The organism is Marinomonas sp. MED121, assembly GCF_000153025.1.
Classification (GTDB): Bacteria; Pseudomonadota; Gammaproteobacteria; order Pseudomonadales; family Marinomonadaceae; genus Marinomonas.
In genome coordinates this window covers 1,030,490-1,045,743 of record NZ_CH672429.1, presented here as the reverse complement: position 1 = coordinate 1,045,743, position 15,254 = coordinate 1,030,490, and the positions used below count along the sequence as shown (strand labels likewise).

Annotated in this window: 19 protein-coding genes; 8 read left to right on the top strand and 11 right to left on the bottom strand. The window is 42.3% G+C overall.

What is annotated here, in order from left to right; genetic code table 11:
* The first annotated feature begins 4 nt into the window (after positions 1-4).
* Together MED121_RS04810 and MED121_RS04805 are read left to right on the top strand one after the other, a co-directional pair.
* Positions 5-289, top strand: a complete 285-nt coding sequence (locus MED121_RS04810) for a hypothetical protein (RefSeq protein WP_009832491.1) — start codon at positions 5-7, stop codon at positions 287-289.
* A 24-nt stretch (positions 290-313) separates the two neighbouring features.
* A complete protein-coding gene (locus MED121_RS04805; RefSeq protein ID WP_009832490.1) occupies positions 314-1,099 on the top strand; it encodes a class I SAM-dependent methyltransferase in 786 nt (261 codons plus the stop codon).
* 6 nt (positions 1,100-1,105) lie between these two features.
* Here the strand turns inward: MED121_RS04805 and MED121_RS04800 are convergent, their stop codons facing one another.
* On the bottom strand, positions 1,106-1,321 hold the full coding sequence (locus MED121_RS04800) for a SlyX family protein (protein WP_009832489.1): 216 nt from the start codon (positions 1,319-1,321) through the stop codon (positions 1,106-1,108).
* 263 nt (positions 1,322-1,584) lie between these two features.
* On the opposite strand from MED121_RS04800, the gene MED121_RS24715 reads away from it, so the two are divergent.
* Together MED121_RS24715 and tpx are read left to right on the top strand one after the other, a co-directional pair.
* Complete coding sequence (locus tag MED121_RS24715; protein ID WP_009832488.1) at positions 1,585-2,061, top strand: cold shock domain-containing protein; 477 nt, start codon at positions 1,585-1,587, stop codon at positions 2,059-2,061.
* 21 nt (positions 2,062-2,082) lie between these two features.
* On the top strand, positions 2,083-2,577 hold the full coding sequence (gene tpx, locus MED121_RS04790; RefSeq protein ID WP_009832487.1) for a thiol peroxidase: 495 nt from the start codon (positions 2,083-2,085) through the stop codon (positions 2,575-2,577).
* A 62-nt stretch (positions 2,578-2,639) separates the two neighbouring features.
* Here tpx and MED121_RS04785 read toward each other — a convergent pair whose 3' ends face one another.
* The 5 genes from MED121_RS04785 to dapE all read right to left on the bottom strand — a co-directional run bounded on the left by MED121_RS04785 (position 2,640) and on the right by dapE (position 5,684).
* The gene (locus MED121_RS04785; protein WP_009832486.1) at positions 2,640-3,272 is read right to left on the bottom strand and encodes an HD domain-containing protein; all 633 of its coding nucleotides are present in this window, start codon (positions 3,270-3,272) and stop codon (positions 2,640-2,642) included.
* Positions 3,273-3,393: 121 nt separating this feature from the next.
* Positions 3,394-3,774: an aspartate 1-decarboxylase gene (panD, locus tag MED121_RS04780; protein ID WP_009832485.1), complete on the bottom strand. Its 381-nt coding sequence runs from the start codon at positions 3,772-3,774 to the stop codon at positions 3,394-3,396.
* A gap of 80 nt (positions 3,775-3,854) precedes the next feature.
* Positions 3,855-4,229, bottom strand: a complete 375-nt coding sequence (locus MED121_RS04775) for a hypothetical protein (RefSeq protein WP_009832484.1) — start codon at positions 4,227-4,229, stop codon at positions 3,855-3,857.
* An 8-nt stretch (positions 4,230-4,237) separates the two neighbouring features.
* A complete protein-coding gene (locus tag MED121_RS04770; protein WP_009832483.1) occupies positions 4,238-4,531 on the bottom strand; it encodes a hypothetical protein in 294 nt (97 codons plus the stop codon).
* 16 nt (positions 4,532-4,547) lie between these two features.
* Positions 4,548-5,684 carry a succinyl-diaminopimelate desuccinylase gene (gene dapE, locus MED121_RS04765; protein WP_009832482.1) on the bottom strand — a complete coding sequence of 379 codons (1,137 nt, stop codon included), beginning with the start codon at positions 5,682-5,684 and terminating at the stop codon, positions 4,548-4,550.
* An 87-nt stretch (positions 5,685-5,771) separates the two neighbouring features.
* On the opposite strand from dapE, the gene MED121_RS04760 reads away from it, so the two are divergent.
* A complete protein-coding gene (locus MED121_RS04760) occupies positions 5,772-5,996 on the top strand; it encodes a succinyl-diaminopimelate desuccinylase (protein WP_009832481.1) in 225 nt (74 codons plus the stop codon).
* Between the two features lie 20 nt (positions 5,997-6,016).
* Here the strand turns inward: MED121_RS04760 and MED121_RS04755 are convergent, their stop codons facing one another.
* The 5 genes from MED121_RS04755 to map all read right to left on the bottom strand — a co-directional run bounded on the left by MED121_RS04755 (position 6,017) and on the right by map (position 12,401).
* Positions 6,017-6,361 (bottom strand): ArsC family reductase, encoded by a 345-nt coding sequence (locus MED121_RS04755; RefSeq protein ID WP_036179371.1) that lies wholly within the window; start codon positions 6,359-6,361, stop codon positions 6,017-6,019.
* A gap of 55 nt (positions 6,362-6,416) precedes the next feature.
* Positions 6,417-7,454: a 2,3,4,5-tetrahydropyridine-2,6-dicarboxylate N-succinyltransferase gene (dapD, locus tag MED121_RS04750; protein WP_009832479.1), complete on the bottom strand. Its 1,038-nt coding sequence runs from the start codon at positions 7,452-7,454 to the stop codon at positions 6,417-6,419.
* Between the two features lie 153 nt (positions 7,455-7,607).
* The gene (gene dapC / locus MED121_RS04745; protein WP_009832478.1) at positions 7,608-8,807 is read right to left on the bottom strand and encodes a succinyldiaminopimelate transaminase; all 1,200 of its coding nucleotides are present in this window, start codon (positions 8,805-8,807) and stop codon (positions 7,608-7,610) included.
* Between the two features lie 10 nt (positions 8,808-8,817).
* On the bottom strand, positions 8,818-11,499 hold the full coding sequence (gene glnD, locus MED121_RS04740) for a [protein-PII] uridylyltransferase (RefSeq protein WP_009832477.1): 2,682 nt from the start codon (positions 11,497-11,499) through the stop codon (positions 8,818-8,820).
* A 47-nt stretch (positions 11,500-11,546) separates the two neighbouring features.
* Positions 11,547-12,401, bottom strand: coding sequence for a type I methionyl aminopeptidase (gene map, locus MED121_RS04735; protein WP_009832476.1), 855 nt, complete (start codon positions 12,399-12,401; stop codon positions 11,547-11,549).
* A 312-nt stretch (positions 12,402-12,713) separates the two neighbouring features.
* On the opposite strand from map, the gene rpsB reads away from it, so the two are divergent.
* The 3 genes from rpsB to pyrH all read left to right on the top strand — a co-directional run bounded on the left by rpsB (position 12,714) and on the right by pyrH (position 15,252).
* A complete protein-coding gene (gene rpsB, locus MED121_RS04730; RefSeq protein ID WP_009832475.1) occupies positions 12,714-13,451 on the top strand; it encodes a 30S ribosomal protein S2 in 738 nt (245 codons plus the stop codon).
* 82 nt (positions 13,452-13,533) lie between these two features.
* Positions 13,534-14,394 (top strand): translation elongation factor Ts, encoded by an 861-nt coding sequence (tsf, locus tag MED121_RS04725; protein ID WP_009832474.1) that lies wholly within the window; start codon positions 13,534-13,536, stop codon positions 14,392-14,394.
* A 135-nt stretch (positions 14,395-14,529) separates the two neighbouring features.
* Positions 14,530-15,252 (top strand): UMP kinase, encoded by a 723-nt coding sequence (gene pyrH / locus MED121_RS04720; protein ID WP_009832473.1) that lies wholly within the window; start codon positions 14,530-14,532, stop codon positions 15,250-15,252.
* The last annotated feature ends 2 nt before the right edge of the window (positions 15,253-15,254 follow it).

Below are 15,254 nucleotides of genomic sequence, written 5' to 3'. Positions count from 1 at the left end.
TTTTATGCAAATTAATACGCGTTTTCCTGTTGTTTCAGAATCAGGGCAATCGAGGATCAAGCCGTCTTTGCCTGTGGTGGCTGATACTAAAAGTGCACCAGAGTTTTCCTTACCTGCAAGTCCTATTGCCAGTTTTGAACAAGCCCAACAGGCACAAGGTGCTCGTTTTAGTAAAGTTGAAGGTCTAGATAAGGCCGTACAAGAAGCGATTGCCAGTTATCAGGCGACTCAATCCCTTGCGGCTGATAATCCTAAAAATTATTTAATTGGCGTTGATACCTTCGCTTAATCTTTGATCTATTAGTAAGTTGATATGACCCATTCCCTTGCCGTGTGTGCTCTCGAGCCTTTTTATAATGAAGAGGCAAAAAAGTTAGCTGCGCGCCTCAATCTCTCTTTCTTTGCCTTAAAATCACCTCTGAAATTTGTGACTCAGTTTGATTATCTTTTGATGGTGTCTGATCATCTTGCGATAGCGAAAACGGGTAAGGGAGCTCCTGCGCCAGTTAAAGTTGATTTTACCACTGGGGCGGTGGCTCATAGGCGCAAATTTGGTGGTGGTAAAGGGCAGGATATAGCAAAAGCGGTAGGGCTTAATAAACGCGCTTCAATACGTGTGTTTGATGCGACGGCTGGTTTAGGGCGAGATGCGTTTGTATTAGCAACTTTAGGTTGCAAGGTTACTTTATTTGAGCGAGTTCCCTTTGTCAGAGCCTTGCTTGAGTCTGGTTTAACGGCTGCTCGTTATCATGAAGAAGTGGATGATATTATGATGCGTATGACGCTAGCGACGAATACGCTAGCTGATTATGAGGGTGAAGCGGCAGACGTAATTTACCTTGATCCTATGTATCCCCATACAGAAAAATCAGCCGCGGCTAAAAAAGAAATGGCGTTTTTTCGTGATTTAATTGGTCATGATGTGGATGCCGATGCTTTATTGCCTATTGCGTTAGCAAATGCCAAATACCGTGTTGTTGTAAAAAGGCCAAAGGGCGCTCCTTATCTTAATCAGCAAAATCCAACCTATCAGTTAGATGGAAAATCAGGACGCTTTGATGTGTATGTGCTGAAGTCTTTGGATGATCCTCAAGATTAAGTTGTTTTAGTAGTGAGGAGGCACTTCATTTTCTGAGTTAATGCCTTGCTGACTTCGGTATGACTCAACAATTTTGCTTAATAATTGCATTTTTTCTTGAATTAAAAGCAAATCTTTTTGTTGCTGAGAAATTACCTGATTTAAGCTTTCTATTGTATCTTCCTGATACAGTACTTTGAATTCTAAGTCATTGATGCGCTCGTTGATTTCTGTAGTGTTCATTCGTACCATCTGTATGTTAATCTTATGAGGTTGAGCTCTTGAGTTTGCCGTGCTGACCCTAAACGAGAGTTTGTTTAAGAGACAGCATTTCCATTTCTTTAGCAAAAGCCGATCCCGCTATTATAGGGGGTTATGCTTGGAATCTAAATGGCAATCATGGGTGCTTTGTATCGCAAGTTGTATTTTTTATTTTCCCATTGATGCCAGCCTTATTAATGTTGGATAAAGTGGCTTTTTCATATCACTGTTAAAAGAGAAATTTTATGAATAATAATCAGGATAATGAAGTATCAAGCAGTGCTACTGCTGGCGCTTCAATCTTTTCATTACGTGCTTTTATTGCAAGTATCATTATTGCTTTGGTTATGCCATTACTTATGGCTGCTGTTTTAAAGGAAGAGTTAGGTAATAACTTCCTTGTTTATTTTGCCTTTGTATTTGTTGCATCTTACCTAGGTGCTGTATTGGGTGGCGAAACAAAGGTGTCAAAAGGTGCCTCTTCTGACGAGGATGAGGACGAGGATGATGACCGTGAAGAAGGAACTGTAAAATGGTTTAACTCTTCTAAAGGTTTTGGTTTTTTAACTCGTGATAACGGTGAAGATGTATTTGTTCATTACCGTGCTATTCGTGGTCGTGGTCGTCGTTTCTTAATAGAAGGTCAGCAAGTTCGTTTTTATGTGACTGAAGGCGAGAAAGGTAAGCAGGCTGAAAACGTATCCATTTTACGTAATGGCTAATTGAGATTTAAGGATAGATTTATGACTACCGTGACACTTAAAGGTAATGCTTTTGAAACAGTGGGTCAGCTACCGGCTGTCGGTGCTAAAGCACCCGATTTTGAATTAGTAAAAACAGATTTATCTGTGACCAGTTTGGCTGATTACCAAGGTCAAAAATTGGTGTTAAATATTTTCCCATCGATTGATACACCGACTTGTGCAACCTCTGTACGAAAATTTAATGAAGCGGCGGCATCTTTAAAAGATGTTACTGTGCTTTGTGTTTCTGCAGATTTGCCTTTTGCGGCAGCACGTTTTTGTGGGGCTGAAGGTATTGATAATGTTGATACTGGATCTAGCTTCCGCTCAAGCTTTGGCGAAGATTATGGTGTTGACTTTAAAACAGGGCCTTTGGTCGCTCTGACATCTCGTGCGCTTGTTGTTATCAATGAACAAGGCGATGTGATTCATACTGAGCAAGTTGCTGAAACAGCAGATGAACCAAATTATGATGCGGCGCTTGCTGTGTTATAAGGTTTTCTCCTGGTCAAAAAAAACCAACTCATTTGAGTTGGTTTTTTTATGTCTGAAATTTATTATTGAGCGATTTCTGCATCTAGTTGAGCGAGAAAGGTAAGCATATATTGACTGCGTTTGTTTGCCTCTTTTTTGGCGGAATCGCAATGCATTGAGTCTTTAATCTTTAGTAATTTTTGATAAAAGTGGTCAAGTGTGTAGCTTTTGTCGTCTGCTTCTCGGTTTGTGCAAAAAGGATCTTCTGGTGCGTAAAGAGGGCGTTTTAGTTGGCTGCTTACTTGTAAACACCTGGCGATCCCGATTGCGCCTAAAGCATCCAGTCTATCGGCATCTTGAACGATTTTTGCTTCCAATGTGGTGGGGGGGATATTGGCGCTAAAGCTGTGACAACAAATGGCATGATGTATGGCTTGATAATGCTCTGCTGGGTATTTAATGCTAGTTAAAAAGGCAATGGCTTTATCGGCAGCAAGTTGTGATGCTTGCGCGCGCTGTGGATGATCTTTGGGAAGCGATAAACAGTCATGTAGCCAAGCAGCAGGTAAAACAACGGCGTCAATTGCGTCTTCTTGTTGGCATAGCTTAGTGGCATTATTAACCACTCTTAAAACATGTTGATAGTCATGGGCGAGATCGGTTTGCATTTCGGCTTGAATAAAGCGAGCAAAGTCGGGTTCGAAGTGAGAAAGCAAGACTCTTCTCCTATTGGCTAAGCGGTAAAAAGCTCAGCGGTAAAAGTTCAGCATTAGAAAGTTAGCAATAAAAAACGCCAAGCGATCACTCGCTTGACGTTTTTGAGTACAGGTTTCTTTGTTAAGCAACTTGTACTGGTATTGTGTTTGCGCTGCGCTCAACACTGTTATCTTCATTGAGATAAACCAGTTTTGGTTCAAAGTTATCTGCTTCTTTCTCATCCATATCAGCATAAGCGGCTATGATGATTCTATCACCTACCTGTACGCGTCGAGCGGCTGCTCCGTTCATGGAAATAGTACCCGACCCAGCTTCGGCCAAAATGACATAAGTGTGAAAACGCTCACCGTTACTTACGTTATAAATATCAATTTTTTCAAACTCACGTAGTCCAGCCAATTTGACTAAGTCGCTGTCAATTGCGCAGGAACCGTCATACCAGAGTTCAGCTTGAGTTACGCAAGCCATGTGAAGTTTGCCTTTAAGCAGGGTAATTTGCATGTTTGTATCTCTCTATATCTGTACTCGACTCTTTGTATAGTCGTCTGTTAAAAGCGGAGTTATGCTCTCGCTTTATTAAATTAACGCCAAATAAATGGGCCTTCTTCGTATTGATTGATGTGCCACCATTGATCTGGATCTTGTTCTTCTGTTTCGCTCCAACTAGCCATGTTGCATCTTACTTCACAGTTAAGTGCGGCATAGGCTGCTTTTGCACACTCTACATCACTCTGCCAAGGGGTTTGGTCTGTGTTTAACCAAACAGAGGTAAAGCGCTTTCCAGCGGCTTGCTCGAGAATTTGTATCTCAAATTCGCCCTCTTGATGGCTTACCTTTAGGCTAATCAAGTGAGTGCTTATCTCTTTTTGCTCAATGATGTTAAAGCTGGCTTGCAACCATTCAATGATTTTATCATTGCTACAAGAGAGTAGGTAAATTTCAATATCAGGTTGCATTGTGCTTGTTAATCCTTGTTATTAATCATGTGGTAAAGGCGAAGTAAACTCATTGATAGATAGCCTACGAGAGCCATTATGACCCCAATGCCCGCTATGATAACACCCAGAAGCGCAATCAGCTCTTGTTGCAATGAGTTAACCAGCACTCTATCGGAAATAATGAGTATTAAGGCGCCGAATAAAAACACTAGTATGCCCTGTAATAACCGAGCAAAAGCTTGCTTAGGATTATTGCCTAAGCGAAGCGCTAACTGATGTGTTTTGTGTTTAAATTTAATGAAACGTTTTCTTTGGCCCATGGCTTGGCAAACTAAACTAAAGGAAGAGGTTTTCCAAGGTTTTTCGATAAATATTCGTTAGCTGATTTAAGCTTTCTGCTTCAACGCATTCGTTTATTTGGTGTATGGTGGCGTTTACTGGGCCAAGCTCAACAACTTGAGTGCCCATTTTTGCGATAAAGCGACCATCAGATGTGCCGCCAGAGGTAGATAGCTCGGGTGTAATTTTGACGCTGTCCTCAACTGATTTAACAATGGCATCAACAAGCTCACCTGGGCGAGTCAGGAAGGGTAGCCCATTGTAGGTCCATTCAATATCATACTTAACGCCGTGTTTTTCCAAAATAGCAAGAATACGTGCTTTGATTTTGTCAAAGTCCAGTTCAGAAGAAAAACGTAAATTAAATTGTGTGTTTAATGTGCCTGGTACCACATTTGTTGCCCCTGTTCCTGAGCTAATGTTGGAAACTTGGAAGCTTGTAGGGGGGAAGAAATCGTTGCCTTCATCCCAATGGGTTTCAGATAATTCCGCGATTACAGGTGCCGCTAGGTGGATAGGGTTTTGGGCCAGATGAGGATAAGCAACATGGCCTTGTTTGCCATAAATAGTGAGATTGCCGCTAAAAGAGCCACGACGACCATTTTTGATGATATCACCCAGTTGGTTTGTGCTTGATGGCTCGCCAACAATGCACCAGTCAACTTTTTCTTTGCGCTCCATTAAAGCATCAACAACGCGAGTGGTGCCATCTACAAATGGGCCTTCTTCATCGCTGGTGATCAAAAAAGAGATTTGCCCTTTATGATCTGGGTTGGCTGTCACAAACTCTTCAACGGCAACGACCATAGATGCTAGGCTGCCTTTCATGTCAGCAGCGCCACGACCAAACAGCTTGCCGTCAATGATTTTTGGTTCAAATGGCGGGTTTATCCACTCAGACTCTGGCCCTGTTGGTACGACATCAGTGTGGCCTGCAAAGCATAAATTTGGACCTTCATTGCCACGCTTAGCATAAAAGTTTTTCACATCGCCAAAAGGCATCTCTTCAACATCAAAGCCAAGTTTGGTTAAGCGTTGTATCATAAGTGCTTGGCAACCAGCGTCTTCGGGAGTAACAGAAGGGCGAGAAATAAGGTCAAATGCAAGTGCTAAAGTAGGGGACAAAGTTGTCATAATGGTCTTTTCTTTACCTTGAGTCGAAGTTTTTTGTTACTTTCAAATATGTTTGTTAGGATACAGCTCGAATGACGAGGCTTTTATATGAAATTTATAAGTATTTTATTTAGTTTGCTATTTTTAACAGCCTGTAGCGTACAAACATATGATACAGGTTATGCCAGAAATTCAGGCAAATATGTGCCTTTAATACTGTCAGATGAAACAAATAGCATGGCACCTGTGGTTAATTTATGTGGCCAAGGAGCTTATACGGCTCACTTGAATCAAACTTATCCTTGCGCCTATGCGCCAGTTATTCTGCCATAAGACTGTTATAAGAAGAGTACCTAGCTAAAAAGAGCTTGGTACTCTGCTGCTTTAAAGCCTAATGTGATTTTTCCCTGCTTAATTAATAAAGGTCGTTTGATCATGGCCGGTTGAGCTAAAGCGTGCGCTAGCGCTTTTTCATCATTCATTGTTGATTTTGTTTCATCGTCAAGTGCGCGCCAGGTCGTGCCGCGTTTATTGATGATGCTTTCCCAGCCTAAATCCTTAATCCATTGTTTAAGCAGCACTGCTTCAAGCCCATCTTTTCGATAGTCATGAAATTGAAATTCAATATTATTTTGAGTTAGCCAAGTCATGGCTTTTTTCATTGTGTCACAGTTTTTTATGCCGTAAATAAGCGTCATTTCTTTGCCTTTAAATAACAAAGGGCACAGCCTATCGACCGTGCCCTTTTCTAAATTAATTATTAGCGTGTAGTTCTTCGTTCAGGCTAACCGCTGATTTGTTGGTACGGCATTCTACTGCGCCAGTCTCTGAATTACGGATAAAGAGTAGATCTGATTTTCCAGAAAGCTCACGCGCTTTAACTGTGGCAACTTCATTACGGTTTTCATCACGTACTAAGACTTTTTGGCCTGCAGTAATATAAAGGCCAGCTTCTACTGTGCAGCGATCACCAAGGCCGATTCCGATACCTGCATTTGCACCAATTAGACAGTTCTCACCGACACCTATGATGATTTCACCGCCACCTGATAGTGTGCCCATGGTTGAGCAGCCTGCGCCTAAGTCTGAGTCTGCTCCAATAACAACACCCGCAGATATGCGACCTTCAATCATGCTGCTGCCAAGTGTGCCTGCATTAAAGTTGCAGAAACCTTCGTGCATAACCGTTGTGCCTTCACCTAGGTGTGCGCCAAGGCGAATACGTGCTGCATTACCAATACGAGTGCCAGAAGGGACAACAAAATTGGCCATTTTAGGGAATTTATCAACACTGAAAACTTCAATCGTACGGCCTTCCATGCGAGCGCTCAATTGGCGGTCTGCAAGTTCTTTTACATCAATAGGGCCGTCGCTTGTCCATGCGGTATTGATTAATACGCCAAACATGCCTGTTAGGTTAGTGCTATGTGGCTTGATGACACGGTGTGAGATAAGTTGCAGCTTCAAATAGGCTTCTGCTGGATTGGCTGGTGCAACATCTTCGCTAAGTAGGCACAGGATGATAGGCTGAGTAGATGCTTTAAGGCGAGAAGCGAGTTCGGCCTGTTCAATGTTACCCGCTTTAAGTAGACCCATGTGGAGACGGTTAAGGTCGCTTTCGTCTAATACGATTGTGTCATTACCTTCGGTATAGCTTGTGCTTTCAAGGATCGCATCAATCACTGCTTTTTCAGGGTTGATGATGGGATTTGAATAAAAAACTTCAAGCCATTCACCCGCTGTGTTTTGTGTGCCTATGCCTAAACCTAATGCGAAAAATTGATTGCTCATTGATTAACTCCAACGCGATAAATATAAGGTTAACAGAGTGATTGTTCGCTCTGCTAACCCCGTAAAAATGAATGCCAGTATAGTATCAGCTTGAAAAGATTTTGGCTTTCTTCAATTGCGATAATTACTGTCGTTTAAAGATTAATGTGTTACTTATTTAGAGTGTTTTAGCATGAAGCGTTTGATTCGCCTTGCTGCTTCAACACAATCTTGTGTTGTCGCGACTAATGCCATTCGAACATGGTTCTTTGCCGGATTAATGCCCTCTACTTCTCGTGCTAAATAGCGTCCTGGTAAAACCAGAACCGCTTCTTCTTGGTAGAGCTTTTGGCAGAATGCTTCGTCATCCATCTCTAGCTGTGGCCAAAGGTAAAAGCCGGCATCTGGTTTGTTTACCTTCATGACGGGTTGAAGTATCTCTAGCACCTGATCAAACTTCTCTCGATAAAGGTTGCGGTTTTCGAGTACGTGATCTTCGTCGTTCCATGCGCTAATTGATGCGGTTTGCGTTTGTAGTGCCATCGCGCACCCATGGTAGGTTCGATAAAGTAAAAAGCTGGCTAAAATATCTGCATCACCTGCAATAAAGCCTGAGCGTAAGCCGGGTAGGTTAGAGCGCTTTGAAAGTGAATGAAAAACGAGACAGTTCTTATAATTGTGGTTACCAAATACTTGGCAGGCCTCTAATAGGCCTGTTGGTTTTTGTGCTTCATCAAAGTAGATCTCTGAATAACACTCGTCTGCCACGATAGTGAAATCAAACTCTACTGATTTTTTAAGAAGAAACTCATAGTCTTCTAGTGTGGTGACATAGCCATTTGGATTATTAGGTGAGCAGGTAAAGAGAATCTGCGTGTCTTGCCATATTTGATCACTAATCTTGCTGTAATCGATTTTGTAGTTTTGCTCAGGGTTACCCGCTAGAAGATGTAATTTAGCGCCTGCAAGTATCGTTGCCCCTTCGTAAATTTGGTAAAAAGGGTTGGGGCTAATGACGGTTGGGTTAGCTTTGCTGCTATCCACTAACGTTTGGGTGATGGCAAATAGTGCTTCACGTGTGCCAGTAACAGGGAGGACCTGAGTGTTAGCATCAAGTTGCGTTAAATCAAAGCGACGTTTACACCAATTGCTAATACTCTGTCTTAATTCAAGTGTGCCTTTTGTGCCAGGATACTTGCTGACCTTATCTAGGTTTTGCGTCAAGGTGTCTAATACAAACGCAGGCGCAGGGTGTTGTGGTTCACCGATAGTAAGCTTAATCAGCTCCAGCTCTGGATTCGGTTTAATGTCGGCTAAAAGCTTAGCGAGCTTCTCGAATGGGTAAGGGTGTAGTGCGTTAATAAGGGGATTCATTTATTCCTCGCTAATTGGCTTGTGAAAATAAGTCGATTTTTTCTTCAAGTTGTTGGCAGAGTTGTTTGATGCGGTTTGGGTCAACAATACGCTCACCGCTTTTCTCTGTAATATAAAACGTATCTTCGACTCGCTCTCCCAATGTGGCTATTTTGGCTTTGTGAAGCATGACATCTTGTTTCATGAAGAATTGGCCAATCATAGCCAGTAACCCGGGACGATCTGGTGCGATAACATCTAATGCTGACCAAATATCTTCTGGGTTGTTTTCTAAACTTACTCGAGCGGCATTATTAAATATTTTCAAGATTCTAGGGGTGTATCTTTGAATTAGGCTTTCATATAAAGAAGGTGATTCTAATTGTTCAATTAGGGTGTCTTGGATAAGTTTGATTTTTGCATTATCCAGATTCCAGTTGTTGTTATCGTTATCATCCATTACAACCAGTGTATCTAGGCTGTAATTATGGGTCGTGATATTAATTTTTGCGTCTAGGATGGTGAGCCCTAGTTGCTCTAAGGTAGCAGCCATTACCGCAAATAGATGATCTGAGCATGGGGTGTAGACAAAAATACGGTTTGCCCCAGAAAAGTTGCGTCCCCCTAGTGATTTAATGGCTACCAAGGGTTTATCGCTTTTGTGATTTAGGATGGCTTCAGTGTTCCACGCAATTTCATCACCACTTGAGCGGATGAAGTATTCTTCCTCAATCGTGTCCCACACATTTTCAGCTTCGCAGATATCGACGCGTCGCTCGATGAGTATTTCTAGCGCTCTTTGTTTGTGCTCATCAATGAGCATCTCGGCTTCAATGGGGGAATCTAATCCGCGTCTTAAGACGCGTTTTGTCTCTAAATATAGTTGGCGCATTAAAGATGCGCGCCAGCTATTCCACATAGTAGGGTTAGTGGCGTTAATGTCGGCCACAGTGAGGATAAAGAGATGATCTAGGTGCTCTTGATCCTTTACTATGCGCGCAAATTCCCAAATCACCTCTGGATCTGATATGTCTTTTCGTTGCGCTGTCACGGACATGAGTAGGTGGTTTCTTACTAACCAAACAATCAATTCGGTATCATGCTTAGATAAGTTGTGACGCTCACAGAATGCTCTGGCATCTTGGCAGCCAAGTTCAGAATGATCTCCACCACGACCTTTGGCAATATCATGATAAAGACCAGCAATATAGATAAGCTCTACTTTGGGAAGGTGGCGTATGGTTTGTGAAGAGATAGGAAATTTTTGTTTGTATTCAGGTAACCAGAGTCGGCGTAGGTTTTCAACTAGCTGAAGCGTATGTGCATCAACCGTATAAATGTGAAATAGGTCGTGTTGCATCTGACCAATAATTGCACCAAATTCAGGTAGGTAGCGTCCTAATACGCCAATGTGTTTCATTGAACGAAGCAAGCTGGTCATACTGTGTGGACTGGCAATGATGTCCATAAAGAGTTCGGTATTATGCTTGTCGTACCTAAACTCGTCATCAATCAGGTCTAGGCTATTTTGCAGTGCGCGCATGGTGTTAGCGCGTAAGCCTTTAATATCCTCTCTGCTCCCTAAAACCACATAAACTTCCAAAATGGCGGAAGGGTTTTTACGAAAGATATCTTGGTCACGAATGTCTAATTGGCCATTGTGAACTTGAAACCTGTCGTTAATGATTTCGGTGAAATTGCTTTGGTCTGGGTATAAAAATGATTCTTCAAAGTGTTGTAGCAGTAGGTCGTTAAGTTGTTGGATTGCAGCAACGCTTTGATAATAGCCTTGCATAAAGTGCTCAACGTTACGTTTTAAGTCATCTCCAATAAAGCCGAAAGCGGCAGCTAGGCTACGCTGATGATCGAAAAGAAGCCTGTCTTCTTTGCGATTGGTCTCTAAGTGAAGCGCCCAACGAATACGCCATAAATGCGAAACCGCTTCTTTTAATCTGTGATATTCGTCTTCTGAGAGGAAAGACTTGTTGATTAGTGCGCTTAATCTATGGGTGTGTAGGTGGCGTTTTGCAACCCAGTCGATTACTTGCATATCTCTTAGGCCGCCAGGGCATTCCTTTAGGTTTGGCTCTAAGTTGTAGGCGGTGTTTTGGTATTTTTCGTGTCTTTGTTCTTGCTCTTTGATCTTGGCTTGATAGAAAGAGTGGCCATCCCACATTTTATCGACATCGATTGCCAGTTGAAGGTTTGCTAACAAATCTGATTGGCCTAGTAGTAATCGAGACTCGATCAGATTGGTGATTATGGTGATATCATCTTGAGCAAGTTTGATGCATTCGTCGTGGGTGCGAACGCTATGGCCAACATCTAGGTTAATGTCCCATAAAAAAGTAACAAATGAACCTAGTTTAGACTTTAATACTTCTCCTGCATCATCGATTAAAATCATTAAATCAATGTCTGATTTTGGGTGTAACTCACCACGACCATAGCCACCGACAGCGACTAAGCAGACTTGAGCTTCCTCATTTAATCCGTGAGCTTGCCAGGCCGTAGCGAGTATCTGATCAATGAGTGTTGCACGACCTTTTACAAGTAACTCAATTGGGTATTGTTGCAAAAAGAGTTGATTAAGCTTTTCACTTTTCGCTTCAATGATGTCCTTGTATTGAGATACGGGACAGCTTGCTTGACTTAATATTTGCTGCTCTTGGTCTGTGAGAGTGGGTAAGTCTATCTGGGCAGGGCTGTCCATTATTTTCCTCTTAATGCTTTTTAATAAAGTAAGGGTTTATATCTGGCTTAGCTAAAATCTTCTTCAGCACGTTTTGTTAGAATTTCAACGCCATCGGCTGTTACCAATAAAGAGTGCTCATATTGTGCTGAAAGGCGGCCATCTTTGGTTTTAGCGATCCAGTTGTCTGGCCCCGTATGTTTTACCTGTTTTTTACCGGCATTTATCATTGGTTCAATGGTAAAGGTCATGCCTTCTTCGATAACAACCCCTGTACCTGCTGTGCCATAGTGAGCAACTTGAGGTTCACCGTGAAAAGTCGTGCCAAGCCCGTGCCCGCAATACTCTTCAACCACAGAATAATTGTGTTTATGTGCGTGTGCGGCAATAGCGGCACCAAGATCGCCAATTCTAACCCCAGGTTTTACCATCTTGATTGCTAGGTAAAGACATTCCTGTGTTACCTTGCAAAGCCTCTCTAGGTGGGGCGCGGGTTGGCCTGCAAAAAACATACGGCTAGTATCACCATAATAACCGTCTTTAATAACAGTGATATCTATGTTGACGGCATCGCCTTTCTTAAGTGATTTTGTATTAGGAATGCCGTGGCAAATAACGTCGTTTACTGAGGTGCAAATAGAATTAGGGAAGCCATGATAATTGAGAGGTGCTGGAATAGCGCCCTGTTCTGACACTATGTAGTTGTGGGCAATAATATCTAGCTGATCTGTCGTGACGCCAGGCACAACGTAGGGCATTAACATTTCCAATACTTCAGCAGCTAAGCGACCAGCAGTGCGCATGCCTTCTATGTCTGCAATATCGGTAAATCGTGTTGCTGCTGTTTTAGGTGTCCATTTAGGTACGTCAACTCGACCGTTTTGAGTGAGTTCTTTAATTTGATTTAGGATTTCGTTGCTCATGATAGAAAAATGATGTCTGAATTAAGTTGATTCATATTCTACATGAGAAGGCAGGGAGATTCCCTCTTTTTAGGGGTAAAAAAACAGAAGAAAAAACGTCTTTCACTAATATCTTCTTTTGATTATTTTGGTTTTGTGGTATAAACACGCCCGCTAGAATCCGAATCGAATTTGGCGCTAGCATAACTAAATAAACTCTAACGACCTTATCACAATTAACTGCTGCTTCTGGGGTGCCTATGGTTGCTTTAAACCTTGTCTGGCTGGAGCGGTAGGTTGGTAAGAGATAAACAACCCAAAAAGGATATTATTATGCCTACAGTTTCTATGCGCGACCTGCTACAAGTCGGCTCTCACTTTGGTCACCAAACTCGTTACTGGAACCCAAAAATGAAACCTTTTATTTTTGGTGCTCGTAACAAGATTCATATCATCAACCTTGAGCACACTGTACCTGCTCTTAACGAAGCGCTTGAGCTAGTTAAGAAAATGGCAGAGAACAAAAATAAAGTTTTGTTCGTTGGTACTAAGCGTGCAGCGTCTAAGACAATGAAAGAGCAAGCTCAACGTTCTTCTATGCCTTACGTTAATCACCGTTGGTTAGGTGGTATGTTGACCAACTACAAAACTATCCGTGCTTCTATCAAGCGTCTACGTGACCTTGAAACACAAATGAATGACGGTACTTTTGAAAAAATCACTAAGAAAGAAGCTTTGATGCGCACACGTGAGCTTGAGAAACTTGAGCTTTCTATCGGTGGTATCAAGGATATGGGTGGCCTACCTGATATTCTTTTCGTTGTTGATGTTGATCACGAACGCATTGCAATTAAAGAAGCTAACAAGCTAGGCATCCCAGTAATCGGTGTTGTGGATACGAATAGTAACCCAGATGGTATCGATTATGTGATCCCAGCTAACGATGATGCTATCCGTGCTGTACAGTTGTATGTAACTGCATTCGCTGACGCTGTTCTTGAAGGTCGCGGTGCGGCTGCAGGTTCTGCTGATGAGTTTGTTGAAGTTAGCGAAGCAACTGAAGCTAACTAATTAGGGCTTTCTCCTAATTTCAAAAGGGGGGCCTTAACGCCCCCTTTTTTAAATTCTAAATTCGTATTAAGAGGGTTTACAAATGGCAGCAGTAACTGCAGCAATGGTAAAAGAATTACGTGATCGTACCGCTCTTGGCATGATGGAGTGTAAAAAAGCACTTACAGCTGCTGGTGGTGACATCGAATTAGCAATTGAAGAATTGCGTAAAACAAGTGGTATGAAGGCTGCTAAAAAAGCAGGCCGTACTGCTGCTGAAGGTCGTTTGGTTATGCGCGTTGCGCCTGATAACTCTTACGGCATTCTAGTAGAAGTAAATGCTGAAACAGACTTTGCGACGCGTGATGATAGTTTTGGTGCTTTCGCTGAAAAAGTGGCTGATGTTGTTTTTGAAACAAAAGAAACAAATGTTGAAGCTTTGTTGGCTGGCGAGATTGGCGAGTTGCGTGAAGCGCTTGTTCAAAAAATCGGTGAAAACATCTCTCCTCGTCGTGCGGTAATCGTTGAAGGTGGTCTAGTAAGTGGTTATCTACACGGTAATGGCCAAATTGCTGTATTGACTCAACTTGAAAACGGTTCTGACGAACTAGCTAAAGACGTTGCTATGCACGTAGCGGCAGTTTCTCCTCGTGTTGTACGTGGTGATGATATGCCTGCAGACGTTTTGGCTAAAGAAGAAGAAATCATCCGTGCTCAGCCTGACATGGCGGGTAAACCAGCTGAAATCGTTGATAAAATGATTGTTGGTCGTATGAAAAAATTCTTGGCTGAAAACAGCCTAGTTGAACAGCCTTTCGTGAAAAACCCAGATGTTAAAGTGGGTCAATTAGCTAAAGATGCTGGCGCAACTATTACTTCTTTCGTTCGCCTTGAAGTAGGTGAAGGTATTGAAGTTGAAGAAGTTGATTTTGCTGCAGAAGTAGCGGCTCAGCTTAAAGGTTAATCCTAGCTGATCGACTTCATAAAAAGGGCAGCTAGACTGCCCTTTTTTATAAATATTTCTCTTACAAAGAGACGTATTTTATATCAGACTGAGAGTTTGTCTGACTATTAACAATGCCATTACCGGAGATTGAAGATGCCGATTGAAAAAAATGCAAATTATAAAAGAATTTTGTTAAAGCTCAGTGGTGAAGCTTTAATGGGAGACGAGAAGTTTGGTATCGACCCTAAAGTATTGAATCGTATTGCCCTTGAAATTGGCCAATTGCGTGGAATAGGTGTTGAAGTTGGTATTGTTATTGGTGGTGGTAACCTATTTCGCGGACAGGCTTTGAGTGAGGCGGGTATGGATCGTGTGACTGGCGACCATATGGGAATGCTAGCAACGGTTATGAATGCTTTGGCGATGCGTGATGCGCTTGAAAGGGCGAACATTACGACTCGTGTTATGTCTGCAATTACGATGACGGGTATTGTAGAGCCTTATGATCGTCGTCGTGCTATGCGGCTCATGAAAGAAGGCGATGTGCTGATTTTCTCAGCGGGTACAGGTAATCCATTTTTTACAACCGACTCTGCCGCATGTTTGCGCGGTATCGAGATCAATGCTGATGTTGTTTTGAAAGCAACTAAAGTTGATGGCGTGTATTCTGCTGATCCAATGAAGGACCCAGACGCAGTTAAATATGATACATTAAACTATGACGAAGTATTGGAAAAACAATTAGGCGTCATGGACTTAACTGCCATTTGTTTAACCCGTGATCACCATATGCCAATCCGTGTATTTAATATGAATAAGCCTGGCGCACTCATTAATGTCATTGTGGGTAGCAATGAAGGCACACTAATTAAGTGAGA

Coding starts and splice junctions, on each gene's coding strand:
- dapE (WP_009832482.1), bottom strand. CDS start 5,684: ATGACAACTTTGTCCCCTACTTTAGCACTTGCATTTGACCTTATTTCT.
- MED121_RS04760 (WP_009832481.1), top strand. CDS start 5,772: ATGAAATTTATAAGTATTTTATTTAGTTTGCTATTTTTAACAGCCTGT.
- dapC (WP_009832478.1), bottom strand. CDS start 8,807: ATGAATCCCCTTATTAACGCACTACACCCTTACCCATTCGAGAAGCTC.
- panD (WP_009832485.1), bottom strand. CDS start 3,774: ATGCAAATTACCCTGCTTAAAGGCAAACTTCACATGGCTTGCGTAACT.
- tsf (WP_009832474.1), top strand. CDS start 13,534: ATGGCAGCAGTAACTGCAGCAATGGTAAAAGAATTACGTGATCGTACC.
- MED121_RS04775 (WP_009832484.1), bottom strand. CDS start 4,229: ATGCAACCTGATATTGAAATTTACCTACTCTCTTGTAGCAATGATAAA.
- dapD (WP_009832479.1), bottom strand. CDS start 7,454: ATGAGCAATCAATTTTTCGCATTAGGTTTAGGCATAGGCACACAAAAC.
- glnD (WP_009832477.1), bottom strand. CDS start 11,499: ATGGACAGCCCTGCCCAGATAGACTTACCCACTCTCACAGACCAAGAG.
- tpx (WP_009832487.1), top strand. CDS start 2,083: ATGACTACCGTGACACTTAAAGGTAATGCTTTTGAAACAGTGGGTCAG.
- MED121_RS04755 (WP_036179371.1), bottom strand. CDS start 6,361: ATGACGCTTATTTACGGCATAAAAAACTGTGACACAATGAAAAAAGCC.
- MED121_RS24715 (WP_009832488.1), top strand. CDS start 1,585: ATGAATAATAATCAGGATAATGAAGTATCAAGCAGTGCTACTGCTGGC.
- MED121_RS04810 (WP_009832491.1), top strand. CDS start 5: ATGCAAATTAATACGCGTTTTCCTGTTGTTTCAGAATCAGGGCAATCG.
- MED121_RS04805 (WP_009832490.1), top strand. CDS start 314: ATGACCCATTCCCTTGCCGTGTGTGCTCTCGAGCCTTTTTATAATGAA.
- map (WP_009832476.1), bottom strand. CDS start 12,401: ATGAGCAACGAAATCCTAAATCAAATTAAAGAACTCACTCAAAACGGT.
- MED121_RS04800 (WP_009832489.1), bottom strand. CDS start 1,321: ATGAACACTACAGAAATCAACGAGCGCATCAATGACTTAGAATTCAAA.
- rpsB (WP_009832475.1), top strand. CDS start 12,714: ATGCCTACAGTTTCTATGCGCGACCTGCTACAAGTCGGCTCTCACTTT.
- pyrH (WP_009832473.1), top strand. CDS start 14,530: ATGCCGATTGAAAAAAATGCAAATTATAAAAGAATTTTGTTAAAGCTC.
- MED121_RS04770 (WP_009832483.1), bottom strand. CDS start 4,531: ATGGGCCAAAGAAAACGTTTCATTAAATTTAAACACAAAACACATCAG.